Origin of the sequence: Methylobacterium sp. WSM2598, assembly GCF_000379105.1 — a bacterium.
GTDB lineage: Bacteria > Pseudomonadota > Alphaproteobacteria > Rhizobiales > Beijerinckiaceae > Methylobacterium.
On sequence record NZ_KB900609.1, the window covers coordinates 1,336,266 to 1,356,973 of the forward strand.

The following is a 20,708-nucleotide window of genomic DNA, read 5'->3' on the forward strand; positions in this document are numbered from 1 at the left end:
TCCGGCGCCGCCGGGACGGTGCCGCAGAACATTCCCCGGGATCCATCGCTAAGGGAAGATAAAACTCCGATATTCCCCTGGCTGGAGAAAGATCATCCTCTTTCCGGCGCGTTGTTGCGCGGCGGCGCAAGGATGTTCTAAGCCGGCGGCGTCCTTTGCTGTCCCGGGCCCGCCATGACCTTCACCCGACGCACCTTCCTCGGCGCCGCCCCGCTCCTCGGCGGCGCGGCGCTCGCCGCGGCGGGGCGCGCGCGGGCGCAGGGCCGGGCGGCGCCCCTGCGGGTCGGCATCATCCCGATCCTCGCCGCCGCGCCGATCTTCGTCGCCGAGAAGGAGGGCTGGCTCAAGGAGGCAGGTCTCACGCTCGGGATCACCACCTTCGAATCCGGGCCGAACATGATCCAGGCCCTGGCCTCGGGCACGCTCGACGTCTACGTGGCCGGCGTGGCGCCCCTCGGGGTGGCCCGCGCGCGCGGCATCGACGTCAAGGTCGTGACCGCGACCGCGGTCGAGGAGAACGTCTTCGTCGCGGGATCGCGGCTCGCCCGCCACTTCGAGCCCGGCCTCGCGCCCGCGGAGGCGTTCCGGCGCTACCGCGCCGCCGCCGGCGCGCCGGCCCGGCTCGCCACCCAGCCGCTCGGCTCGGTGCCCAACATCACCCTGCAGCACTGGCTGTGGGAGGTGGCCAAGGCCGATCCCAAGGACGTCACCCTCGTGTCGATGGGCATCGACGCCACCCAGCAGGCCATCCTGGTCGGCGCCGTCGAGGGCGGGACCCTGCGCGAGCCGGCCGTGTCGATCGTCACCGGCCGCGATTCGGGCATCCGCCTCGCCGCCCTGGGCGGCGCGATGTTCCCCGGCCAGCCCGGCACCGTGGTGGCCCTGACCCGGGCGCTCCTCGACCGGGAGCCCGAGGCCGCGCAGGCGGTGGTGACCGGGATCGTCCGCGCCGTCGACCTGATCGGCCGCGAGCCCGACCGCGTCGCGCCGGTGGTCGAGGCCGCCCTCGGCAAGGGACTCGTCGACCTCGCCACGATCCGCCGGGCCCTCGCCTCGCCGGCGACGCGCTTCACCGCCGATCCGGGCGCGATCGTGGAGGCCACCGCCGCCATGCAGCGCTACCAGGTCAAGCTCGGCGCCCTCGACCGCGAGGTCCCCCTCGACGGCCTGTTCGAGCCGCGCCTCTACGCGCGCGCCGCGGCCTCCCGGTGAGGCCGCGCCGCGCCGCGGCGCTGCGGCCGCTCGCCGGCCTCGCCGCCTTCTTCGCCCTCTGGGAGGCGGTGCCGCGGGCCGGCCTCGTCAACCCGGCCTTCCTGCCGCCGCCCTCGGCCCTCCCCGAAGCCTTCCTGCGCGAATGGCGCTCCGGCCTCTGGCTCGCGGCCATCGGCGACAGCCTCGGCCACTACGTGGCCGGGCTCGCGATCGGGGTCGGCCTCGGCATCGCGGCCGGCACCCTGACGGGGCTGTTCCCGACCGCGGAGGCGCTGAGCGCCTGGGTGGTGCGGGTGCTGCGCCCGGTGCCCGGCCTCGCCTGGGTGCCCTTCGCGATCATCTGGTTCGGGGTCAGCCCGGCCGCCGCCCTGTTCATCATCGCGGTCGGGGTGTTCTGGATCGTCTACTTCGCGAGCCACGGGGCGATCCGGGGCGTCGACCGCGACCTCGTGGAGGTGGCGCAGGCCTTCGGCTTCCGCTCCGCCCCCGAGCGCCTCCTCAAGGTGGTCTGGCCGGCCGCGACCCCGGGCGTCCTCGTCGGGGTGCGCACGGCGATCGGCCAGGCCTGGATGGCGGTGGTGGCGGCCGAGATCTTCGGCGTGCCCGGGCTCGGCCAGCGCATGATGCAGGCCTCGACGCTGCTCGCGACCGACATCGTGGTCGTCTACATGCTCACCATGGCGCTCCTCTACGGCGTGTTCGACGCCGGCTTCACGGCCCTCCAGCGCCGGGTGCTGCGATGGCAGGCCTGATCAGCCTGCGGGGCATCGCCCTGAGCTTCGTGCGCGAGGCGAGCCGCACCGAGGTGCTGGCCGGGCTCGACCTCGACGTCGCGCCCGGCGAGTTCCTGGCCATCGTCGGGGCCTCCGGGGTCGGCAAGTCGACGCTGCTGCGCGTCGTCGCCGACCTCGTGCGCCCGAGCGCCGGCATCGTGACGGTGAGCCCGCCCGCCCCGGGCCGCCGGGCGGTCGCCCTGGTGTTCCAGGATGCCCGCCTGCTGCCCTGGCGGCGGATCCTCGACAATGTCGGGTTCGGGCTGGAGAAGCTGCGGATCCCCCGCGCCGAGCGGCGGCGGCGGGCGGCGCGGGCCCTCGCCCGGGTCGGCCTGTCCGACCTCGCCCGGCGCTGGCCGTTCCAGCTCTCCGGCGGGCAGCGCCAGCGGGTGGCCCTCGCCCGGGCGCTGGCGGTCGAGCCGCACGTGCTCTTGATGGACGAGCCGTTCTCGGCCCTCGACGCGCTCACCCGCGAGGCCCTGCAGGACGAACTCGCCCGGCTCTGCGGCGGCTCGGGCCAGACCGTGCTGTTCGTGACCCACGACATCGAGGAGGCGGTCTACCTCGCCGACCGGGTCGTGGTCCTGGCCGGGGCGCCCGGACGGATCGCGGCCACCCACGTCGTCGCGGCGCCGCGTCCGCGCGACCGCGCCGCGAGCGCCCTGCAGGAGACGGCGCAGCGCATCCGCCGCGACCTCGCCGGCCGGGAGCGGGCGCCGGCCTGAGGCCGGGCCCCGGCCCGCGGCCGGGCGCCGGCCCCAGCCCCGGCCGCCCAGCTCGGCCGCACCGGGCCCCGCGGCGATGAACCGGCCCGCGGCCTGCCGCGTTGGGAGAGCAATCTCGATCGGACACCCAAGAAGGACGAACGATGCGTTTGCTCTCCACGGCTCTCCTCGCCGCGCTGGCCCTGTCGGCGGCCGACAGCGCCTCCGCCCAGGCCCCGAACGCCACCGTCGCGCCGGCCGCGCCCGGTCCGGCCACCACCGGAACGGTCGGCCGGGCCCCCGGGACGACCGGCAACGAGCCCGACGTGTTCGCCGCTCCGGGCGGGACCGGAGCCTCGCAGATCAGCACCGACGCGGCGGCCGGCAGCAATGCGGGTCACCCGTCGCGCCCGATCCCCCAGGGGAGCGGCGGCGGCGGCGGTGGCGCGGGCGGCGGCGGCAAGTAAGCCTCGATCAAGGAGGCCTCGATCAAGGAGGCCCCGGGCGGCCCGGGCGCGGCAGGTCGCCCGGGTCCGACCGCGACGACGCGCCCGGCCGAGACCCCCGGCCGGGCGTTCGCGCGTCCGGCCCTCAGCCGCGCCCGGAATCGTGCGCCCGCGCGTACTCCACCAGGTCGGACATCTCGGACGGCGCCCGGAAGACGCGCCCGTCCCCGGTGACCACGTGCACGTTCGACGCCCCCATGCTCACGAACGTCATGGCCCTCTCGGCCGCCCGGGTGCCCAGGTCGTGCCGTTCGGTCGTCGCGCCGGACGGCGCGGTCCAGTGAAGGGTGTAGATCATCGCCACCTCGAGTTGGCGCATGGTATGCCACGCCTCGGGCGGGATGGCGAGCCGGGCGCGAGGCGCCCGGTCAGCCGCGGGCGGCGGCGTCGAGGGCCACGGCGAGGTCGGCGAGGAGGTCGCTTTCGGCCTCGAGCCCGACCGAGAGCCGCAGCAGCCCGTCGCCGACGCCCGCCGCCCGGCGCGCCTCGGGAGCCATGGCGGCGTGCGTCATGCTCACCGGATGGGCGATCAGGCTCTCGATCCCGCCGAGCGATTCCGCCAGCGTGAACACCCGCAGGGCCCCGACGAGGGTGCGGACGGCCTCGCGCCCGCCGGCGAGCTCGAAGCTCAGCATGGCGCCGAACCCGCGCTGCTGCGCGCGCGCGACCGCGTGGCCCGGGTGGTCGGGCAGGCCCGGATAATGGACCCGGGCCACCGCCGGATGCGCCGCCAGGAAGGACGCGACGACGGCCGCGCTCTGCTGCTGGCGCTCCAGCCGCGCGAACAGCGTGCGCAGGCCGCGCAGGGTCAGGTAGGCGTCGAAGGGCGAGCCGGTCACGCCGATCGTGTTGGCCCAGTTGGCGAGCTCCTCGCCGAGGGCGGCCTGCGCCGCCACGACGGCGCCGCCGATCACGTCCGAGTGGCCGTTGATGAACTTCGTGGTGGAATGGACCACGAGGTCGGCCCCGTGCGCGATCGGCTGCTGCAGGGCGGGGGACAGGAAGGTGTTGTCGACCACGAAGAGGGCGCCCGCCTCCCGCGCGAGGGCGGCCGTGCGGCCGAGATCCACGATCCGCATCAGCGGGTTGCTGGGGGTCTCGGTGAGCAGGATGCGGGGCCGCTCCGCCAGGGCGGCGGACAGGGCCGCCGCGTCGGTCTGGTCCACGAAGGCGACGCGGTAATGCCCCTTGGCGGCGCGCAGGGAGAGCAGCCGGTGGGTGCCGCCGTAGCAATCGTGCGGGGCGACCAGGAGGTCCCCGGGCGACAGCGGCGACAGCGCGAGGTCGAGGGCCGCCATGCCGCTCGCCGTCACGACGGCGCGGGCGCCGCCCTCGAGCTTGGCGATGGTGTCGGCGAGCTGGTCGCGGGTCGGATTGCCGAGGCGCGCGTAATCGTAGCCGCGCGGCGTCTCGAACTCCGCGAAGGTGTAGGTGGTCGAGAGGTAGAGGGGCGGGGCGACGGCGCCGAAAGCCGCGTCGGCTCCGATCCCGTTCGCCGCCGCGATCGTCTCTGCCGCCCTGCGCTGTGCCGCCACCGCGATCCTCCTGCTGCGCGCCCCATTGCCGGCGTGTTCTCTATACCGAACGTTCCGGTCTTTCAATGGAACGTCCCGGGCGGTCACGCCCCGGGGGCGGCCCGCGGCCCGAACCCGGAGGGCGGGCGCGAGCCGAGATGGGCGCGCAGCGTCCGCCCCTCGTAGGCCTCCCGGACCAGCCCGCGCCGGCGCAGCTCCGGCAGGACGAGGTCGATGAAGTCGGTGAGCCCGCCCGGCAGGGTCGCCGGCATGATGTTGAAGCCGTCCGCGCCGCCGGCCCGGAACCGCTCCTCCATCTCGTCGACGATCTGGGCCGGGGTCCCGACGATCTGCGAGTGGCCGCGCGCGCCCGCGATGCGCAGATACAGCTGGCGCAGCGTCAGCCCCTCGCGCCGGGCGAGATCGAACATCAGCTGCTGGCGCGACTTGCCGCCGTTGGCCTCGGGCAGTTCCGGCACCGGCCCGTCGGGATCGTGGCCGGACAGGTCGTAGCCGCCCACCATCCGCTCCAGCAGCGCGAGGCCGACCGCCGGGTCGATCAGCGCCTGCAGCTCCTCGAACTTCGCCCGCGCCTCGGCCTCGCTGCGCCCGACCACCGGGAACAGGCCCGGCATGATCTTGAGGTCGTCCGGGGCCCGGCCGAAGCGGCCCATGCGCCCCTTGAGGTCGCCGTAGAACGCGACCGCCTCCGCGAGGGTCTGGTTGGCGGTGAAGACCACCTCGGCGGTGCGCGCCGCGAGGTCCTTGCCCGGTCCCGACGAGCCGGCCTGCACGATCACCGGCTGCCCCTGGGGCGTGCGCGAGATGTTGAGGGGCCCGCGCACCTCGAAGTGCTTGCCCCTGTGGTTGAGGGGGCGGAACCCGTCCGGCTTCGAGAACTGGCCGCTCGCCCGGTCGATCAGGACGGCGTCGTCGTCCCAGGTGTTCCACAGGCCGAGCACGACGTCGACGAATTCCTCCGCCCGCTCGTAGCGGTCCGCGTGGCGGGCGATCTTGTCGTTGCCGAAATTGGCCGCCTCCAGGTCGGTGGCGGAGGTGACGAGGTTCCAGCCGGCGCGCCCGCCGCTCAGGTGGTCGAGGGAGGCGAAGCGGCGGGCGACGTTGTAGGGCTCGTTGAAGGTCGTGGAGGTCGTGCCGACGAGGCCGATCCGGCTGGTGACGGCGGCGAGCGCCGAGAGCAGGGTCAGCGGCTCGAAATGCGTCGAGCGCGCCGTGCGCTCGCTCGACCGCAGGTTGGCGTCCCGGATGCCGGTCCCGTCCTCCAGGAAGAGGAGGTCGAACAGGGCCGCCTCGGCGGCCTTCGCCCAGCCGACGTAGCGCTCGAGCACGAGGCCTCCGTCGGCCTCGCTCGACGGGTGGCGCCAGCCCGCCACGTGGTGGCCGGTGGCGTAGAAGAAGGCGCCGAGGCGCAACGTGCCCTGTCCCATCGGACGTTCCCTTCGGTGCGGTGCTCCGGTCACCCAGTCCCTACCGGACCATACCCCAGCGCCGCGTGGTCGCGCGCTCGACCGTCGCGAACACGATCGTCTCGACCGCGAGGCCGATCGCGATGACCAGGAGCAGGCCCGCGAAGACCCGATCCGTATACAGCTCGTTGCGGTTCTGGAAGATGTACCAGCCGAGGCCGCCCCGCCCGGACGCCGCGCCGAAGACGAGTTCCGCCGCGATCAGGGTGCGCCACGCGAAGGCCCAGCCGATCTTCAACCCGGACAGGATCGCCGGCAGGGCGGCGGGGATCAGGATCTGCCAGACGTAGGCGAGGCCGGTGAGCCCGTAATTGCGGCCCGCGAGCCGCAGGGTCTCGGGCACGCCCTGGAAGCCCGCGAAGGTGTTGAGCGCGAGCGGCCACAGCACCGCGTGGATCAGGACGAAGATCAGGCTGCCGTTGCCCAGGCCGAACCAGAGCAGGGCCAGCGGCAGCAGCGCGATGGCGGGCAGCGGGTTGAACATCGCGGTGAGCGTCGTGAGCAGGTCGCGGCCCGCCCGCGTCGAGACCGCGAGCGTCGTCAGCAGGAAGGCGAGCCCGACCCCCGCCGCGTAGCCCTGGGCGAGCACGCCGAGCGAGATCCGCGCGCGCGCGACGAGTTCGCCGCTCGCCAGCCCCTCGGCGAGGGCCGAGAGGGTGGCGAGGCAGCCCGGCAGCAGCAGGTCGTTGTCCTGCCAGCGGGCGAGGCCCTCCCAGGCGAGGGCGAGGGCGAGCAGGATCAGGCCCCGGCGCAGGGCGCCGGTCTGCCCGATCCGGGCGGCGAGCGGCAGGTCCCGCGACACCGGCGCCTCGACGAAGGGCGGCAGCGCCCGCTCGTATTCCGGGCGGATCGGGGGGAGGAGCGGCGCGTTCATCGGGGGGCGGGTGCTCCTGCGGCGGGCGATGAGTCGAACAGCCGCTGGTGCAGGCGCTGCACGGCGGCCTGGAAGGCGGCGCTGCCGACGCTCGCGAGGTCGAAGGCGTGGCTGTTGAACTCGCCCCGCACCCGGCCCGGATGCGGCGACAGCACGGCCACGCGGTTGCCGACCACCAGCGCCTCCTCGATCGAGTGGGTGACGAACAGGAGGGTGAAGCGGACCTCGTCCCAGAGCGCCAGCAGCTCCTCCTGCATGCGGCGGCGGGTCAGCGCGTCGAGGGCCGCGAAGGGCTCGTCCATCAGCAGCACCTTCGGCTCCATGGCGAGCGCCCGGGCGATGGCGACGCGCTGCTTCATCCCGCCCGAGAGCTGGTGGGGGTAGCTGCCGGCGAAGCGCGACAGGCCGACCTTGTCGATGACGTGGCGCGCCCGCGCCTCCGCCTCGCGCCGGCCGAGGGTGCGGGAGGCCCGCAGCGGGAAGGCGACGTTCTGCAGCACCGTCTTCCAGGGCGGCAGCTGGTCGAATTCCTGGAACACCACGATCCGGTCCGGCCCCGGGCCGCGCACCGGCCGCCCGTCGAGGACGATCTCGCCCTCGACCGGCGTCTGGAAGCCCGCCACGGCCTTGAGCAGGGTGGACTTGCCGCAGCCCGAGGGGCCGAGGAGCACGAAGCGGTCGGCCCGGTGGATGTCGAGGTCGATGCGGTGCGTCGCCCGGACCACCCGCTCGGGCGTACGGTATTCCAGGGAGACGCCCGCGATCCGCAGGAGCGGCGCCGGCAGGGCGGCGGGCGCCTCGCCGCTTTGGAGCTCCGGGAGCGCGGCTTCCGGCGGGGCGGTGCGGTCGGCCACGAGCGTCATGCGCGTCCCCCGCTCAGCTGCCCGCGGCCACGCGCGGATCGGCGAAGAAGTAATCCGCGAGCGCCTTCGGCTCGTTGCGGATCGCGCCCACGCGGTGCATGAACCGGCCGAGGCCGAGCGTGTTCTGCGGCGCGATCTTGAAGGTCACGTCCGGGTTCCTGATCACCTTGAGCAGGAGATCGCGGCTGATCCGGCTGCCGTTGGCCTTCAGGTAGATCTCGGCGGCCTGGTCCGGGTTGGCGGCCACGAAGGTCGCCGCCTCGTCGAGGGCGTCGAGGAAGGCCCGGTAGGTCCTGGGGCTGTCGCGGTAGAACGTCTCCGTCGCGTACAGCACCGTCGAGGAGGCGGGGCCGCCCTGGACCTCGTAGGAATTGAGGATCACCCGGGCATCCGGGGCCTCGGCCAGTTCCTGCTCCTGGAAGGGCGGGTTGCCGAAATGGGCGCTGATCTCGGTGCCGCCCTTGATGATCGCCGCCGCCGCCTCGGGATGCGGGACCGCGACGCTGATCCGGTCGAGCCGGGCGAAATCCGCCTCGCCCCATTGCTTGGCGGCGGCCCATTGCAGGATCCGCGCCTGCACCGACACGCCGACCGCGGGCAGCGCGATCCGGTCCGCCTCGGTCAGGTCGGCGATCGACCGCACCTGCGGCCGGTTGCTGACGAGCAGGTAGGGGAAGTTGCCGAGCGAGGCGACGCCCTTGACGTTCTGCCGGCCCCGGGTGCGGTCCCACAGGGTGAAGAGCGGGCCGACCCCGGCCCCGGCGATGTCGATGCTGCCGGACAGCAGCGCGTCGTTGACCGCCGCGCCGCCCGAGAGCTGCACCGGCTCGACCGCGATGTCGAGCCCGGCGGCCCGGCCGTGCTTCTCGATCAGCCGCTGCTCCAGGGCCACGTCGAGGAGCAGGTAGACGACGCCGAACTGCTTGGCGATGCGCAGCCGGCCCTCGGCCGCGGCGGCGGGGCCGGGCGCGGCCGCACCGGCCAGGAGGGCGCCGCCGAGCAGGGCGGCCGCCCGCCGCCGCGAGAGCAGGGTGCGTCTGATCATCGTCACGTCTCCGGAGAGCGCCCGGCGGCCGCTCGGTGACGCGGACTCTGGCTCCCCGGTCCCTCAAGGTCAACGAGAACGTTCTTTTTAAAGAACACGATCGGTGAGATGAATGCTCTCTCTCCGGCAATGTGGAGAGAATTTTCCGGCCGCATGCCGACGACGTCATCATCTCATCGCCCGGATGATCGATGCGCGGTGATCTTCCTTCCTGGCACGCGTGCGTTTTAAAAAACGCTTCCCTTGACCCTGCCGCGAGGCCCCCGCCATGCTGATCCGGCGCCTCGCCGGGGCGCGCGGGCACTGGGTGCGCGCCGGCACGTCCGAGCGCGTCGCGGACGCGATCCAGACCTGGTCCGAATCCGGCGCGGCGGACGGGTTCAACATCATGCCGCCCTGGCTCACCGGCGGCTTCGAGGTCTTCGCCGCCGAGGTGGTGCCGATCCTGCGCCGGCGCGGCCTCTTCCGCGAGGAGTACGCGGGGGCGACCCTGCGCGACCATTACGGGCTGCCGCGGCCCGAGAGCGGCTACGCCCTCGCCCGGCGCCGCAGCGCCTGAGGGCGGGCCCCGCGGGCTTGTCCCGGGCGGCGAACGGGTTCAGGTCGGGGCCGCGTCGGCGACGCGCCCGGACCTGCCGGCGCGGCCGCGGGAAGGACCGGACATGACCCTTGCGATCACCGAGGCGACGCGCGCGCGGCTCGACCGGGAGTACAATGCCCGCGCCAGCGTCCCGAGCTTCGAGGCCGAGTACGCCCGCTACGTCGCGGCCAGCGAGGAGGCGGTCTCCACCCTGGAGCGGATCCCCGACCTGACCTACGACCCGGTCTCCGGGGAGCGGCTCGACCTCTACCCGGCCGGGCCCGGCACGCCGGTCTTCCTGTGGATCCACGGCGGCTACTGGCGCGCCCTGTCGAAGGACGACAACGCCTTCGCGGCCTCGGGCCTCGTCCCGCGCGGCGTCTCGGTGGCGGTGCTGAACTACGCGCTGGCACCCGCGGTCAGCCTCGACGAGATCGTGCGCCAGACCCGCGCCGCCGTCGCGTGGCTGCACGGCCAGGCCGCCCGGTTCGGCCTCGACGGCCGGCGCATCCATGTCGGGGGCTCCTCGGCCGGGGGGCATCTCGGCGGCATGCTGCTGGCGGAGGGCTGGCAGGACCGGTTCGGGCTGCCGCCGGACGTCGTCGCCTCGGCCCTGCTGCTCTCCGGCCTGATGGACCTGGAGCCGCTGCGCCACACCCACATCAATGCCTGGATGGGGCTCGACGCCGCCTCCGCCCGGCGCAACAGCCCCCTGCACCTGATCCCGCGCCGCACCCGGGCGCTGCTCCTGCCCGCCGTGGGCGGCCTGGAGAGCGACGCCTTCAAGGAGCAGACCGCCGCCTATGCCGGGGCGTGGCGCGCGGCGGGCCACCGCCTGCGCGAGGTCGCGATGCCGGGCTACCACCATTTCGACATCGCGCTCAGCCTGCGCGAGCCCGACGGCAGCCTGGTCCGGGCCTTCGTGGAGGCGCTCTGAGCGGCGGGCCGCGGCGCGCCCGGCCCGCCGCTCAGGCGGGCGGGTGCCGCTCCGGCCGCTCCGGCCGCACCAGCCAGGTGACCGAGGCGTAGGCCCCGAGCCAGGAGCCGAGGGCCGCGAACGCCACGTAGACCGGGTTCTCCGTGTAGCTGATGACCGCGAAGGCCGAGAGCAGGTACCAGGCCGCACTCCAATTGGCCGCCTGGACGCGCCGCCTCGCCACCACGGCCGCGTTGAAGAACACGTAGGCCGCGTCCGTGACGGCGGTCGCCGCGACGACGCCGAGGGCGATCACAGGGTCGATCATGAGCTGGTCCGGTCCGTGGCGCGCGATGCCGTGCCGATGATAGCGATTCGCCGTCCCGCCGGAGGAGCGCGCGGTCGGGATCTCCCGGACGCCCGGACCCGGCCATCGCACCGGCCGAAGCGGTAGCTCGGGGGCAAAATGCTCCCGAACGAGGCTACCTGCACAATTTTCTACCAAGCCGGCTTGGAGGCGGGGGAAAGGCCGCTAGGCTCCGCTCACCTGGACAAAAGAAAGGCCGCCCTCGCGAGCGGCCCGAAGTCTAGGGAGGAAACGCCCAAGGAGGGCAGCACGGCCGCGACGCCATCGCGGCCGTGCGAGTCTTAGTATGCCACGTTGCGGCGCACAAAATCAATCAGACGTTGGTGTAGGTCAGCCATGCATGGGCAGCGTGGCTGTTCCCGCGCGCCGTGCCCGCGCGGGACCGGGCGCCCGGCGGGCGCGGCCCGTGTTGCAACTGCCGATTGATGAGATTCGCGATCGATGCGAACGGGCATGGTCCGGGCTCCGCTTGATCGCAGCGGATCCCGGCTCACGCGCCTGCGCGGCGCCTGAGCGACGCCGACATCCGCATGGCCGAAATGGGAGATGGCGAAGCCATCAACCGGATGGCGGATGAGACGTGACCGTCGGCATCAGCGCGTGGCGAACGCGATGGTGAGCGCGGCTTTGGCGGTCAGGCCCGGGCTCTGCAGCAGGTTGAGGTATTGCGTGTAGCGCCTGTCGAGCGCGTTCTGGACGATGACGTCGGCCCGGACGCGATCGTCGAAGCGGTAGCAGGCGAAGAGGTCGACGACGCCGTAGCCCTTCGTCGCCAGGATGGTCGCGCCGGCCGGCACGGCCCGGCGCGCCTCCACGACGGTGAGGCGGCCCCCGAGCGTGAGGCGCTCGCCCAGGAAGCGCAGTCCCAGGGTCGCGCTGATCCGGTCCGGCGGCACCGTCAGGAGCGTCTCGCGGGTCGCCGCGTCGCGCCCGTCGGTGTGGGTCGCCGCGAGCGAGACGAAGCCCCCGCCCCAATCGTAGGCGCCCTCCAGCTCGACGCCGGAGAGGTCCGCGCGGGCGACGTTGCGGTACTGCAGCGACCGAACCGGGATCACGCACGGAAACCGCCCCGCGCCGCGCGCGCAGGCCGAGGCCGGCAGGCCGGGAAGCGCCGGCACGAGATAGGTCGGGCCGACCGGCCCGACGGCGATGAAATCGTCGATGCCGGTCGAGAACACGCTGAGCTTGGCCCTGAACGTGTCGCCGGGCCGAAGCAGATCGCCGGAGGCGAGGTTGACGCCGCCCTCGATGGTGCGCGCCACCTCCGGCCGGAGCGCCGGATTGGGCAGGAGGGTGAAGGCCGGGAAGGGGTGGATGCCCTGCACCAGGGCCTCGGTGATCGAGGGGGCGCGATAGCCCTCCGCGTAGGTCCCGAAGACCGTGATCCCGGTGAGGGGCGTGACGCCGACCGTGATCCTCGGAGAGAGGCGCTCACCGCGGGCGTGCACGGCGCCGCCGGACAATGCGTAGCGGTCGTAGCGGAGCGCCCCGACCACGCGCAGCCACGAGGAATAGCCCACCTCATCCTGGACGAACGCTCCCGCGAGCCTGCGGGTGCCGGACGGGGTGAAGGCGGCCCCGAAGCCGCCCGCCCGGTCGTCCGTCTCGACGCGGTCGAGCACGGAATCCCCTCCCAGCGTCAGCCGGTGGCTCAGCGCCCAGGTGTCGAATCGGGCCGAGTTGTGGATGTCGAGGCCCGAGGTCGCGATGTCGTAGTCGATGCGATTGCCCGGACGCGCGCCGAGACCGCCGTAGAGGCCGCTCGGCGCGTCGGAGAGGAAGGTCAGGAGGTCGTGCGTCGAGGTCCGGTAGACCTTGGCGTCGAGGTCGATCAGCGGCACGTCAGGTCGGGCGAACCGGTAGCCGAAGGTGTAGGTGTCGGCCTGCACCCTGTTGGCGAAGCGGGCCCCCGCCTGGCCGGTACCGGCATTGGCGAAGTCGAAATCCTGGATCAGGGCGGTGCCGCTGATCTCGTGGCCCTCGGCGGGCCGCAGATTGGCCTTGAGGAGGCCCGCGGTCAGCGCGCTGCCGGTGTCGCGCACCAGGGTGCCGGAACCGTCGCGGTAGGGATCGGCGTGGCGCGAGACGAACTGGCCGAACAGGTCCGCGGCCGGGCCGATGCGGGCGCCGAGCGCCGTCGTGCTCACGAATCGCTGCCCGTTGCCGCCGAACCCCCATCTCTGCACCGCGCCCATCGTCTCGTCCGGCGTCAGGATGTCGTCGATCGCGCGCGTGCGGAACGCGACCACGCCGCCGATCGCGCCGGAGCCGTAGAGGGTGGAGGCGGGCCCGCGCGTGACGTCGACCCCGCCGACGAGTTCCGGATCGAGGTAGAACACGCCGTTGGCGCTGTGCCCGGAGGTCTGGAAATCCTGGCGGGCGCCGTCCACCAGCACGTTGACCCGCCCGAAATCCTGCAGCCCGCGGATGTTGATCGCCTGGGCCGGATCGTTCTGGTTCTCCTGCGTCGTCACGCCGGGCACGTCGCGCAGCAGGTCGGACAGGCGGCTCGGCTGGATCCGGTCGATCTGCGCGCGGGTGACCACGCTCGTCCCCGACAGGGCGGCGATGGCCGGCGCCTCGGTCCTCGTGGAGGTCACCGAAATCGTGTCGAGGGCGATCGGGGCATCGGTCCGGGCCGCCGGGGCGGGCGCCGCCGCATCCCGCGCCTGAGCGGACGCGACGGCGAGGAGGGAGAGGCCGGCCGCGAGACCGGAACGGCGGGACGGAAGGCAGCGGACGATCATCACGGGTTCCGCGAAGCATGACGCAGAGGCATGGGGCCGGCCCGCTGCGGGAAGGCGCGCCGGCGGGCCGGCGCCGACATGCGGACTTCCATGCCCTAAAGTCAATTAATGTCCGCGTGCATCGACTTGATGCAATCCGAAACATCTTCTGAGCAAGACTGGAATCTTTCCAGGATAAAGATCGGCATCGTCGCGCCGTTGCGCCAGGGCAAGGCGTGATGCCGCCGCGTCCGCATCCGCGTGGCCGGCTCATCCCCTGGGGTGCCGTCGGTGCCCGACCCGTCCTCCTCGTCCCGCCGGGCCCTTGCCGCGTTCCGGCAGCGAGACATCGTCGAGAAGGTTCGCAGTTGAGAATGGATCTACTTCAAAGATAGGATGGCGATCTCGCCTGTTTCGGCGAGATCTTTCCTCGCCGGGCAAGTTGAGCTGGGCCGCGCGTGGGGCCGATGCGGCGCCGCGGATCGGACGGTGCTCCTCGACAATCATCGCCATGAACCGGTTCCAGGTGCCGAAGGATCGGGCGGAGGCCTTCGAGCAGGTGTGGCCGACGCGGGAGAGCAGGCTCCGCGAGCGTCCGGGCTTCGTCGCCCTCCACATGCTGCGCGGCCTCGTGCGCGAGGACCACATCCTCTCCGCGTCCCACACCGCCTCGGCGTCGCGCGCCGCGTTCGAGGATTGGACGCGCTCCGAGCCGTTCCGCCTCGCCCATGCCCGGGAGGCCGGGGCGCAGCCGCTGACCCTCTTCCATCCCGAGTTCGAGGGCGTCGAGGTCGTCCGGACCCTCGCCGATCCGGCCGCCCGCGGCCCGGCCGCGTGACGGCCCGGCACGGCGGGGACGACGGCGCCCGGGCGGTCGCGGGTGCGCCGCCGGCGGGGGAGGGGAGTGCGCCCGCCCGGAGCCGGGCGCCGCCGCCCGGCCCGCCGCGGCCGACGCTCAGGCGCCGAGGAGGCCGCCGAAGGGGTGGAAGGCGACGGGCTCGCCCGGGGCGCCCGAAGCGAGGCTGGCCGGCACCTCGACGAAGCCGTCGGCCTCCACGAGCGGCGCGAGGCGGGCCGAGGTGCTCCCGAGCAGGGCGAGCGCCGGACCCTGCGGGCCGGGCACGAGGCGCGCCGGCATGAACTCGGTGCGGCCCGGCTTGCGCCGGAACGCGTGCGCGAGCGGCAGCGGGAGGCCCTGCGGCCTCGCGAAGTCGCGGCCCTCGAGCCGCGCCAGCATCGCGCGTCCGAGGAGCGAGAAGGACACCAGGGCCGAGACCGGGTTGCCGGGCAGGCCGAGACAGGCCGCCGCGCCGATCCGGCCGACCACGGCGGGCTTGCCCGGTTTCAGGTCGAGCGCCAGCGTCTCCCCCGTCCCGCCGGCCAGCCGGAGCGACCCCGCCGCGTGGTCCTCCTCGCCGACGGAGGCCCCGCCCGTCGTCACGACGAGGTCGGCCCGCGCCGCCAGGTCGCGCAGCGCCCGCGCCAGCGCGGCGGGCTCGTCCCGCACCCGGCCCCCGTCCACGACCTCCAGGCCCATGCCGCCGAGGAGCGCGATCAGCATCGGCCGGTTCGTGTCGAAGGTGCCGCTGTCCTCGCGCCCGTCCTCGCCGGGCCCGCGCAGCTCGTTGCCGGTCGAGAGCACCGCGACGCGGAGCCGGCGCCGCACGCGCACCGTCCCGATGCCCTGCGCCGCCAGGAGCGCGATGCGGCGCGGGTCGAGCAGGGTTCCCGCCGCCGCGAGCCCGTCGCCGGGCATCACGTCCTCGCCCCGGCGGCGCACGTGATCGCCGGGCGCCACGGTCCCGCCGAGCCGGAGGGCGTCCCCCGAGACCGTCGCATGCTCCTGCATCACGACGGCGTCGGCTCCGGGCGGGAGGGGGGCGCCCGTGAAGATGCGCGCGGCGATCCCGGGCGCGAGCGCCTCGCCGGCCTCGCCCGCGGCGATGCGTCCGCGCACCCGCAGGACCGTGCCGGCCGCGAGGCCCTGGCCGGCCGCCACCGCGTAGCCGTCCATGGCCGAGCGGTCGGAGGGCGGGCAGGCGCGGGCGGCCCGGACGGGCTCGGCCAGGACCCGGCCCGAGGCCAGCGCCAGCGCCACGGTCTCGGCCTCGGTCACCGGGCGGCAGGCGGCGGCGGCCCGCGCGCAGGCCTCCTCCAGCGGCAGCAGCGCCGCCGGCGCGGCTGCGCCGTCCGCGCCCGCGCGGGGCCGCGCGGCCTTGGCGCGCGCCGCCGGGCGGGCGGGCCGGGCGCCCGCCGGCGCGACGCGGCCGGCGCGCTCGTCCGCGGGGCCCCGGTACGGGGCGGGTTCGGCGCGGGCTGGTTCGATCATCGTGCGGTCTCCTCGTCGCGCAGGATCCATGGCCGGGACGCGGGGGCTCGACGCCGCGTCCGCGGGGGGCGTCGCGCCCGGTCAGCCGAGGGCCCGGAAGGAGGCCAGCGGGTCGGGCCCGATCAGCAGGGCGTGCCCCTGCGCCAGGAACCACGCATAGGCCGCGAGGGCCGCGGCGGCCGCGGGCAGCAGCGGGCGGACCGGTCCGAGGCGCGCGCGGCCGGCCAGGATGGCCGCGAAGGGGACGACCGAGGTGCCCCGGCTCAGCGCCCGCCACCGCTCCGCCCCGAGCCGGCGCCGCGCCTTCGCGTCGAGGAGGGCGAAGCCCGCGAGCGAGAACGCCGCCATCCCGCCGAACAGGACCACCGAGACGAGGTCGCCGTTGGGCGGGATGTGGGCCAGGGCCCAGATCAGGAAGCCCCACATCAGCGGGTGGCGGGTCACCGCCGTCACCGGGCCCGGCTCCGCCCCGGCGCGCAGGGAGACGGAGAGCGGGTTGGCGGCGAAGAGCCCGGCCGCGATGAGGAAGAGCGCGACGGGCATCAGGGCGAGCGGCACGGCCCATTGCCAGCGCGCCGGCTCCCACAGCGCCACCGTCCCGGCGCGCCGCGCGGCGACGATCAGCCACGCGAGCAGGGCGAGCGACAGCGCCGAATAGGCGACGAGGTACGCGCGGCGGCCGAGGCGCGCCACGAGCCGGCCGCGCAGGCGCGGGACGGCCGGGACCGAGTGGGCCACCAGGAAGGTCGCGAGGGCGGCGGCGAATTCCATCACGGCACAGCTCCTCCGCCGGGGGCCGCGGCGGATTCCGGTCGCGCGGCGCGCATCGGCGGCTCCGCTACTCGGCCGCCTCGGCGAAGGCCGTGCCGGCCCGGGGCAGGCCGAGCGCGTCCCAGACCTCCACCAGCGCCGCCGTCAGCCGCGCGATGTCAGCCTCGTCGTGGAACGGCGACGGCGTGATCCGCAGGCGCTCCGTCCCCCGCGGCACCGTCGGGTAGTTGATCGGCTGGATGTAGATCCCGTGCCGCTCCAGCAGCCGGTCCGCCGCCGCCCTGCAGCGCTCCGCATCCCCCACCATCACCGGCACGATGTGCGTCGGCGTCGCCAGAACCGGAAGACCCGCCCCCGCCAGCGCCGCCTTCGTGCGCGCCGCCTGGCGCTGATGCGCCGCCCGCTCCGCCCCCGAGCGCTTCAGGTGACGGATCGAGGCCGTCGCCGCCGCCGCGATCGCCGGCGGCAGCGCCGTGGTGAAGATGAAGCCCGGCGCGTGGCTGCGCACCGCGTCGCACAGCACCGCGCTCCCGGCGATGTAGCCGCCCACCACCCCGAAGCCCTTGGCCAGGGTGCCCTCGATCACGTCGAGCCGGTGCATCACCCCGTCGCGCTCGGCGATCCCCGCCCCGCGCGGCCCGTAGAGCCCGACCGCGTGCACCTCGTCGATGTAGGTCATCGCCCCGTAGCGCGCGGCGAGGTCGCAGATCGCCGCGATCGGGGCGACGTCGCCGTCCATGGAGTAGACGCTCTCGAAGGCGATCAGCTTGGGCCGGGCGCCGGCCTCGGCCAGCAGCGCCTCGAGATGGGCGAGGTCGTTGTGGCGGAACACGCGCTTGTCGCAGCCGGACTGGCGCACGCCCTCGATCATCGAATTGTGGTTGTAGGCGTCGGACAGGATCAGGCAGTCGGGGATCAGCCGGGCCAGGGTGGCGATGCCGGTCTGGTTGGAGACGTAGCCGGAGGTGAAGACCAGGGCGGCCTCCTTGCCGTGGAGGTCGGCGAGTTCGCGCTCGAGGTCGACCAGCGGGGAGGAGGTGCCGGCGATGTTGCGGGTGCCGCCGGCGCCGACGCCGCAGCGGGCGGCGGTCCGGGTGAGGGCCTGGACGACGTCGGGGTGCTGGCCCATGCCGAGGTAGTCGTTGGAGCACCAGACGGTGATGTCGCGGCAGCTGCCGTCGGGCAGGCGCCGGCGGGCGACCGGGAAGCGGCCGGCGACGCGCTCGATGTCGGCGAAGACGCGGTAGCGGCGCTCGTCGTGCAGGCGGTCCACGGCGGAGCGGAAGATGGCCTGGTAGTCCGGGCCGCTCCCGGCACGCGGCGGGCTTGCCGGGCGGGCACTCGTCGCGTGCACGGACGCGTAGGGCATTGCGTTCTCCTCGATGGGGCGGCCGGGCCGCTCGGCCCGAGGGGCGGGCCGGGCGGGGGCGCCGCCACGGCCTCGCCCGAGCCGGGGACCCCGAGAGCGGATCCTGACCGCCGCGCGCCGCGCCCGCGTTGATGTCGATCAATCGGTGCTGCGGTGTCGGTCAATCTCCCCGGCCGGGGGCCGGGGGCCGCCCGGGCCGGACCGCGCCGAATCCCGGCCGGGTCTCTGTCGCTTGCGCCCGCCCGTCCGACAAGGCCGGTGGGGGCTGCCGCATTCCCTCCGCACGGACGCCGCGCGACCGTCCGGACAGGTTCGCTCGGCCCTGCCCACGCGAAGGATAGGCGACGTCATGCACCCGAACGACCCCTACTACGCTCAGCAATGGTACCTGAGAGCGATCGGCAACATCGAAGCGATCTGGGACGATTACGACGGGACCGACGTCCATGTCGGCGTGTTCGACGACGGCATCGACTTCACGCATCCCGACCTGAAGGAGCGCGAGGACCGGAGTCGGCCGATCCTGGTCCCCGGGCCGTATGACGGCGTCACCACGTATTCCGGTTGGCACGGCACGGAAGTCGCGGGCGTGATCGCCGCCTCGGGCAACAACGGCGAGGGCGGCGTCGGCGTGGCCTACGGCGCCGCCCTGACGCAGATCGACCTCAATCGGTGGGGACCGCCGATCGGCGTGCCCCACGACGTCGACGGCGTCATCGCGGCGATGCGGGCCTGCGCCCAGTACGACGTGATCAATTTCAGCGGGCAGCCTTCGCCGCTCTGGCTGAACCCGAACGCGAACCTCAACGATCCGACCAGCGACACGGCGCGGTTCGATCAAGCCTTCGACGTCGTCTCGCGCACCGGCCGCGGCGGCCTCGGAACCCCGATCATCCAATCCGCCGGCAACGACGGCATCAACGCGAACGGCAGCGGGGGGAACGCCTCCCGCTACACGGTGACGGTCGCGGCGACCGATTTCTCGAACAGGCGGGCCGAGTTCTCGAACTACGGGTCCTCCGTCCTCGTCACGGCCCCGGGCACCGGCCTGATCACGACCGACATGCCGGGCTCGAAGGGCGATTCTCCTGGCTCCTACATGGCGTTCACCGGGACCTCGGCATCGGCGCCGGTCGTCTCCGGCGTGGTCGCCCTGATGCTCCAGGCCAATCCCGGGCTCGGCTGGCGCGACGTCCAGACCATCCTGGCCGCCTCCGCGACCCATCTGGGCAGCGCGATCGGACAGGCCTGGCCGAACGGCTGGGAGCACGGGGTCTGGCAGATCAACCGCGCCACGACCTGGAACGGTGGCGGCATGCACGTCCACACGGATTTCGGCTACGGGATGGTCAACGTCTTCGGTGCGGTCCGCATGGCGGAGGCGTGGCACGCCATCGGCGCCCCCGCGCAGACCTCCGCGAACGAGATCACGGTGCGCTCCGGCGAACTCTTCGTCGGCGAGGCGATCCCGGACTCGGGAACCCTCGCCTACACGTTCGATCTCACGGACGATGTCGTGCTCGACCATGTCGACCTGAAGGCGGCGATCGCGGTCGGCGATTATCGGGATCTGCGCATCACGCTGATCTCGCCTGCCGGCACGGCCGTGCAGCTCTACGACGGCAGCGGGCACCCTCCGGACGCCGCTGCGGGGCTCACCTGGACGTTCGGGGTGGATGGGCTCCGCGGCGAGCGCAGCGCCGGCACATGGACGGTTCGCATCAAGAACGCGATGCCCTGGGACCGCGGCACCCTCGGCCGCATCAGCCTGACGGCCTACGGGTCCGCGCCCTCTTCCGACGAGGTCTATCACTACACCGACGAGTTCCTGGACATGGCGGCCCTCGATCCGTCGCGCCGGGTCCTCGACGACCGCGACGGCGGCAGCGACTGGATCGAGGCCGCCTCCATGACCGGCGACGTGGTCCTCGACCTCAATCCGGGGGCGATCTCGCGTGTCCGCAATACCGAACTCATCCGACTCGGCCAGGGCGGGATCGAGAACGCGATCACCGGCGACGGCAACGACCTGATCATCGGAAACGAGGGCGACAACATCGCGTTCGGCGGACGCGGGGCCGACACGCTGACGGGGGCGGGCGGGAACGACGTCCTGCACGGAGATCGGGGCGACGACCTCCTGATCGGCGGCGAGGGGAGCGACACCCTCGACGGGGGCGCGGGGGACGACATGCTCGAGGGTGGCGAGGGGGCCGACACCTTCGTGTTCGGCGCCGGATCGGGGTCGGACCTGATCCTCGGCGTCTCCGCCGCGAGCGGAGACCGCATCCATCTCCTCGACGGGCAGTCCCTCAGCATCGGCGCGGCCGAGAACGGGGATGGGCTGCTGACGCTGTCGGGGGGCGGCCAGGTGCAACTGGTCGGCGTGCCCGCCTTCCTGCTGACGCCGGACATGCTCCTGGTCTGAACGCGCGCCGGCCGGGCCGTCGTTCCGCGGCTCGGCCCGCCCCGCTCGCGCCGAGCCGACGCGCCGTGCTCCGGTCGCCGGTCCGCCTGACTTAGAGTGAGGCATGATCGCGGAATCCGACTCCAAGTCAGCGAATGCTCCGGGATCGCGAATTCTTCAAAAAACCTCGCGCCCGGACTGACGCTTTCGGCGGCCCGAGCGTCACAGAAGGTGAAAGCGGACCGAACCGCAGACGCACAGGGGG

General features: G+C 73.8%; 18 protein-coding genes and 1 pseudogene. 8 read left to right on the forward strand and 11 right to left on the reverse strand.

Going from position 1 to position 20,708, the window contains the following annotated elements; translation table 11 throughout:
• Positions 1–174: 174 nt before the first annotated feature.
• From MET2598_RS0106340 to MET2598_RS0106355, 4 genes are all read left to right on the forward strand, one after another.
• Entirely contained in the window at positions 175–1,212 is a 1,038-nt protein-coding gene (locus MET2598_RS0106340) for an ABC transporter substrate-binding protein (protein WP_018260256.1), read from the forward strand.
• Entirely contained in the window at positions 1,209–1,964 is a 756-nt protein-coding gene (locus MET2598_RS0106345) for an ABC transporter permease (RefSeq protein WP_018260257.1), read from the forward strand. The genes MET2598_RS0106340 and MET2598_RS0106345 overlap by 4 nt, the downstream gene beginning before the upstream one ends.
• A complete protein-coding gene (locus MET2598_RS0106350; protein ID WP_012333240.1) occupies positions 1,952–2,710 on the forward strand; it encodes an ABC transporter ATP-binding protein in 759 nt (252 codons plus the stop codon). Before MET2598_RS0106345 ends, MET2598_RS0106350 begins: the two co-directional genes overlap by 13 nt.
• 143 nt (positions 2,711–2,853) lie before the next feature.
• Complete coding sequence (locus MET2598_RS0106355; protein WP_026190555.1) at positions 2,854–3,156, forward strand: hypothetical protein; 303 nt, start codon at positions 2,854–2,856, stop codon at positions 3,154–3,156.
• 124 nt (positions 3,157–3,280) lie between these two features.
• Here the strand turns inward: MET2598_RS0106355 and MET2598_RS0106360 are convergent, their stop codons facing one another.
• The 6 genes from MET2598_RS0106360 to MET2598_RS0106385 all read right to left on the reverse strand — a co-directional run bounded on the left by MET2598_RS0106360 (position 3,281) and on the right by MET2598_RS0106385 (position 8,978).
• Positions 3,281–3,514: a hypothetical protein gene (locus tag MET2598_RS0106360; RefSeq protein WP_018260259.1), complete on the reverse strand. Its 234-nt coding sequence runs from the start codon at positions 3,512–3,514 to the stop codon at positions 3,281–3,283.
• Positions 3,515–3,563: 49 nt separating this feature from the next.
• The gene (metB, locus tag MET2598_RS0106365) at positions 3,564–4,730 is read right to left on the reverse strand and encodes a cystathionine gamma-synthase (protein WP_012333237.1); all 1,167 of its coding nucleotides are present in this window, start codon (positions 4,728–4,730) and stop codon (positions 3,564–3,566) included.
• 83 nt (positions 4,731–4,813) lie between these two features.
• Positions 4,814–6,157, reverse strand: coding sequence for an LLM class flavin-dependent oxidoreductase (locus MET2598_RS0106370; protein WP_012333236.1), 1,344 nt, complete (start codon positions 6,155–6,157; stop codon positions 4,814–4,816).
• Between the two features lie 40 nt (positions 6,158–6,197).
• Positions 6,198–7,070 (reverse strand): ABC transporter permease, encoded by an 873-nt coding sequence (locus MET2598_RS0106375; protein WP_018260260.1) that lies wholly within the window; start codon positions 7,068–7,070, stop codon positions 6,198–6,200.
• Entirely contained in the window at positions 7,067–7,933 is an 867-nt protein-coding gene (locus tag MET2598_RS0106380; RefSeq protein ID WP_018260261.1) for an ABC transporter ATP-binding protein, read from the reverse strand. Before MET2598_RS0106380 ends, MET2598_RS0106375 begins: the two co-directional genes overlap by 4 nt.
• Before the next feature lie 13 nt (positions 7,934–7,946).
• On the reverse strand, positions 7,947–8,978 hold the full coding sequence (locus MET2598_RS0106385; RefSeq protein WP_012333234.1) for an ABC transporter substrate-binding protein: 1,032 nt from the start codon (positions 8,976–8,978) through the stop codon (positions 7,947–7,949).
• Positions 8,979–9,231: 253 nt separating this feature from the next.
• Between MET2598_RS0106385 and MET2598_RS0106390 the strand changes: the two are divergent.
• Positions 9,232–9,537: pseudogene (locus MET2598_RS0106390) on the forward strand (LLM class flavin-dependent oxidoreductase); the annotation flags it as partial.
• Between the two features lie 103 nt (positions 9,538–9,640).
• Positions 9,641–10,495: an alpha/beta hydrolase gene (locus tag MET2598_RS0106395; protein WP_012333233.1), complete on the forward strand. Its 855-nt coding sequence runs from the start codon at positions 9,641–9,643 to the stop codon at positions 10,493–10,495.
• A gap of 31 nt (positions 10,496–10,526) precedes the next feature.
• Here the strand turns inward: MET2598_RS0106395 and MET2598_RS0106400 are convergent, their stop codons facing one another.
• Both MET2598_RS0106400 and MET2598_RS0106405 read right to left on the reverse strand, forming a co-directional pair.
• Positions 10,527–10,802 (reverse strand): hypothetical protein, encoded by a 276-nt coding sequence (locus tag MET2598_RS0106400; RefSeq protein WP_012333232.1) that lies wholly within the window; start codon positions 10,800–10,802, stop codon positions 10,527–10,529.
• A 632-nt stretch (positions 10,803–11,434) separates the two neighbouring features.
• Positions 11,435–13,588, reverse strand: coding sequence for a TonB-dependent hemoglobin/transferrin/lactoferrin family receptor (locus tag MET2598_RS0106405; RefSeq protein WP_018260264.1), 2,154 nt, complete (start codon positions 13,586–13,588; stop codon positions 11,435–11,437).
• Positions 13,589–14,078: 490 nt separating this feature from the next.
• Between MET2598_RS0106405 and MET2598_RS0106410 the strand changes: the two genes are divergently transcribed.
• Complete coding sequence (locus tag MET2598_RS0106410; protein ID WP_018260265.1) at positions 14,079–14,405, forward strand: antibiotic biosynthesis monooxygenase family protein; 327 nt, start codon at positions 14,079–14,081, stop codon at positions 14,403–14,405.
• Between the two features lie 117 nt (positions 14,406–14,522).
• On the opposite strand, the gene MET2598_RS0106415 is transcribed toward MET2598_RS0106410, so the two are convergent.
• The 3 genes from MET2598_RS0106415 to hemA form a co-directional block, all read right to left on the reverse strand.
• Positions 14,523–15,896: a molybdopterin molybdotransferase MoeA gene (locus MET2598_RS0106415; protein ID WP_018260266.1), complete on the reverse strand. Its 1,374-nt coding sequence runs from the start codon at positions 15,894–15,896 to the stop codon at positions 14,523–14,525.
• Between the two features lie 81 nt (positions 15,897–15,977).
• Positions 15,978–16,667: an NnrU family protein gene (locus MET2598_RS0106420; RefSeq protein ID WP_012333228.1), complete on the reverse strand. Its 690-nt coding sequence runs from the start codon at positions 16,665–16,667 to the stop codon at positions 15,978–15,980.
• Positions 16,668–16,734: 67 nt separating this feature from the next.
• On the reverse strand, positions 16,735–18,036 hold the full coding sequence (hemA, locus tag MET2598_RS0106425; RefSeq protein WP_012333227.1) for a 5-aminolevulinate synthase: 1,302 nt from the start codon (positions 18,034–18,036) through the stop codon (positions 16,735–16,737).
• A gap of 349 nt (positions 18,037–18,385) precedes the next feature.
• On the opposite strand from hemA, the gene MET2598_RS36045 reads away from it, so the two are divergent.
• Positions 18,386–20,464 (forward strand): S8 family serine peptidase, encoded by a 2,079-nt coding sequence (locus tag MET2598_RS36045; protein ID WP_018260267.1) that lies wholly within the window; start codon positions 18,386–18,388, stop codon positions 20,462–20,464.
• Positions 20,465–20,708: the final 244 nt, after the last annotated feature.

What these genes read in the sequence shown, in the direction of transcription:
- MET2598_RS0106385 (WP_012333234.1), bottom strand. Translation starts at nt 8,978, where the DNA reads ATGATCAGACGCACCCTGCTCTCGCGGCGGCGGGCGGCCGCCCTGCTC.
- MET2598_RS0106410 (WP_018260265.1), top strand. Translation starts at nt 14,079, where the DNA reads ATGAACCGGTTCCAGGTGCCGAAGGATCGGGCGGAGGCCTTCGAGCAG.
- MET2598_RS0106340 (WP_018260256.1), top strand. Translation starts at nt 175, where the DNA reads ATGACCTTCACCCGACGCACCTTCCTCGGCGCCGCCCCGCTCCTCGGC.
- MET2598_RS0106380 (WP_018260261.1), bottom strand. Translation starts at nt 7,933, where the DNA reads ATGACGCTCGTGGCCGACCGCACCGCCCCGCCGGAAGCCGCGCTCCCG.
- MET2598_RS0106350 (WP_012333240.1), top strand. Translation starts at nt 1,952, where the DNA reads ATGGCAGGCCTGATCAGCCTGCGGGGCATCGCCCTGAGCTTCGTGCGC.
- MET2598_RS0106415 (WP_018260266.1), bottom strand. Translation starts at nt 15,896, where the DNA reads ATGATCGAACCAGCCCGCGCCGAACCCGCCCCGTACCGGGGCCCCGCG.
- MET2598_RS0106360 (WP_018260259.1), bottom strand. Translation starts at nt 3,514, where the DNA reads ATGCGCCAACTCGAGGTGGCGATGATCTACACCCTTCACTGGACCGCG.
- hemA (WP_012333227.1), bottom strand. Translation starts at nt 18,036, where the DNA reads ATGCCCTACGCGTCCGTGCACGCGACGAGTGCCCGCCCGGCAAGCCCG.
- MET2598_RS0106375 (WP_018260260.1), bottom strand. Translation starts at nt 7,070, where the DNA reads ATGAACGCGCCGCTCCTCCCCCCGATCCGCCCGGAATACGAGCGGGCG.
- MET2598_RS0106405 (WP_018260264.1), bottom strand. Translation starts at nt 13,588, where the DNA reads ATGATCGTCCGCTGCCTTCCGTCCCGCCGTTCCGGTCTCGCGGCCGGC.
- MET2598_RS0106370 (WP_012333236.1), bottom strand. Translation starts at nt 6,157, where the DNA reads ATGGGACAGGGCACGTTGCGCCTCGGCGCCTTCTTCTACGCCACCGGC.
- MET2598_RS0106400 (WP_012333232.1), bottom strand. Translation starts at nt 10,802, where the DNA reads ATGATCGACCCTGTGATCGCCCTCGGCGTCGTCGCGGCGACCGCCGTC.
- MET2598_RS0106420 (WP_012333228.1), bottom strand. Translation starts at nt 16,667, where the DNA reads ATGGAATTCGCCGCCGCCCTCGCGACCTTCCTGGTGGCCCACTCGGTC.
- MET2598_RS0106395 (WP_012333233.1), top strand. Translation starts at nt 9,641, where the DNA reads ATGACCCTTGCGATCACCGAGGCGACGCGCGCGCGGCTCGACCGGGAG.
- MET2598_RS36045 (WP_018260267.1), top strand. Translation starts at nt 18,386, where the DNA reads ATGCACCCGAACGACCCCTACTACGCTCAGCAATGGTACCTGAGAGCG.
- MET2598_RS0106355 (WP_026190555.1), top strand. Translation starts at nt 2,854, where the DNA reads ATGCGTTTGCTCTCCACGGCTCTCCTCGCCGCGCTGGCCCTGTCGGCG.